Here is a 2,165-nt window from a genome sequence, read left to right on the forward strand (position 1 = left end):
CGTCTAGGCTGATTTGGTGCAGGTGTCCGCTGCCGTAGTACAGGTAATCGATATGGCGGCCGTCGGGCAGGATGGTGCGGATGCGGTTGCCCAACGGGTCGTATCGGTAGCCTACGGTGGCGCTTTGGCCGTTGTGGACGGTGGTTTCGCCGATGAGGCGGTCGAGTTCGTCGTAGGCGAGTTCGACGCTGCTGTGTTGGTTGCGGGCTTTGGTCAGGTTGCCGGTAATGGGGTCGTATTCGAAACGGGTGCGGCTGATGCCTTCGTCTTTGCTTTGTCCGTTGCGGCCGGAGACTTTGCGGCTTTGTTTTTCGATCAGTTGGCCGAGGATGTTGCGTTTGAACCGGTGGATGTGCCAAGTCTCGGGACGCTCTTTCAGACGACCTTCATGATTGCTTTGGCCGTATTCGGTCTGTTGAACCAGTTGTCCGGCGGCATCGTAGCCGTAGGCGGTGATTTTGCCGTCCCAGCCGGTTTCTTGGATCAGGTTGTCGGTCGGGTCGTAATCGAGACGGTAGGTTTCGCCGTTTTCATTGGTGAGGACGGTCAGACGGCGGGCTTTGTCGTAGGCGTAGGCGAAGGTATGGCCCAGCGCGTTGGTGCGTTTGAGCGGCAGTCCGTCCACTGCGAGTTCGTAGGCGGTTTTGGCGCCGAGTCCGTCGATGTGGGCGGTCAGACGGTTGAGGCGGTCGTATTCGAAGGTTTCGTGACTGCCGTCGGGATAGTCGGTACGGACGGGGTTGCCCGCTGCGTCGTAGTGGTGGCGGGTGGTATGGCCCAGCGCATCGGTAACGGTTTCAAGATCGCCGTATTCGGTGTAACCGAAGCGGGTGGTATGGCCCAGCGCATCGGTAACGGTTTCAAGATCGCCGTATTCGGTGTAACCGAAGCGGGTGGTTTCGCCGGTACAGTCGGTAAAGCAGACGAGTTGGTCGAGGGTGTCGTAGTGTAGGCGGTAATCCTGCCTGCGGGATCGTTGACGGTAACCGGTAGGTTGAGGGTTTCGTGGTAGTCGATTTGGGTGCTGCTGCCGTCCGGCGCAGTGATGGCGATGACGTTGCCTTCGGTATCGTAGAGATAGCGGGTTTCGCGTCCGAGCGGGTCGCGTTCTACGGTAATGCGGCCGTAGCTGTCGCGTTCGCTGTCGCTGCGCTGTCCGTCGGCGTCGATGCGGTAGACGAGTTCGCGGTTTTCGTCGAAACCGTACACTTCCGTCCGCCCCAATGCGTCGGTAACGACGGTATGGTCTTTGCGGTAGTCGAACGTCCATTCTTCGCCGAGGTTGTTGCTGCTTTTGAGCACTTTACCGTCGGCGTCGTAACGGTCGTATTCGTAGCGGGACACCAGTCCATCGGGCTGGCTGTGTTCGACCATGATGTGGTTGCGGTAGGCGAAACCGCGCAGTTTTTTGCCGTCGCGTCCGTAAACGGCGGTCAAATCGCCGTAGCCAAAATCGACTTCGGCAAACAGCAGCCGTGCGCCGCCTTCGGGTGAGGCGATTTGGTAGAGGTCGTCTGAAAGTTGGTTTTCAGACGACCTCTATGTTAATTGTTAATGAGATTGTTAAAGAACAAATAATTCAGACGACCTCAAAGAAGATAGTGAGGTTGTCTGAAAAGCGGAAACCGCGTGCGTGCGTACTGCACATATCCTACAGCAGGACTGAAGGTTTTGTGCGGGCTACGGCTTGCTACATACGCCACGTCAAAATTGGAAGTTTCACACAGGCTAAAACCTGTGAGTTGCTAGGACAGCACCATTCGAGATATCAACTTCCCAAGTATCTGAAATCAACCCTTTGTAATTGGACTCAACAATAAAATGTTCGTCGTCTATCCAATGAAAATTCAAGCTATACCATATATCGATATAAGATGGTTGTTCTGTCAGCAATGTACCCTGCTTAACTATTTCCCCTTTTTTATCAGATGTTGTCCAAGTAATTTTAAAGTAGTGTTGATCGCAATATGCCCATAAAGACAAATATTGTTTTCTGTTCGGACTTAGCTTGCGCTTTTTGATTTGTCTTTTAAAGGTTAGATCGGAAGTTAAGCAACTTTGGTAAGCTTCTTCCAATGGTTCCGTATCCCAATTGTAATCAGCAGCAATATCTAGCATTCCCTGATGAATAACTTGTAATCCCATGAACTTTCTATCTTCCTCAT

General features: G+C 53.2%; 1 protein-coding gene and 2 pseudogenes. All 3 read right to left on the reverse strand.

Going from position 1 to position 2,165, the window contains the following annotated elements:
• Positions 1 to 625: pseudogene (locus tag ACTHUT_RS18470) on the reverse strand (DUF6531 domain-containing protein); the annotation flags it as partial.
• Positions 626 to 672: 47 nt separating this feature from the next.
• Positions 673 to 1,437: a hypothetical protein gene (locus ACTHUT_RS18475; protein ID WP_431768196.1), complete on the reverse strand. Its 765-nt coding sequence runs from the start codon at positions 1,435 to 1,437 to the stop codon at positions 673 to 675.
• A gap of 291 nt (positions 1,438 to 1,728) precedes the next feature.
• Positions 1,729 to 2,165, reverse strand: a pseudogene (locus ACTHUT_RS18480) (hypothetical protein); the annotation flags it as partial.

Source organism: Neisseria sp. P0022.S010 (assembly GCF_051956635.1).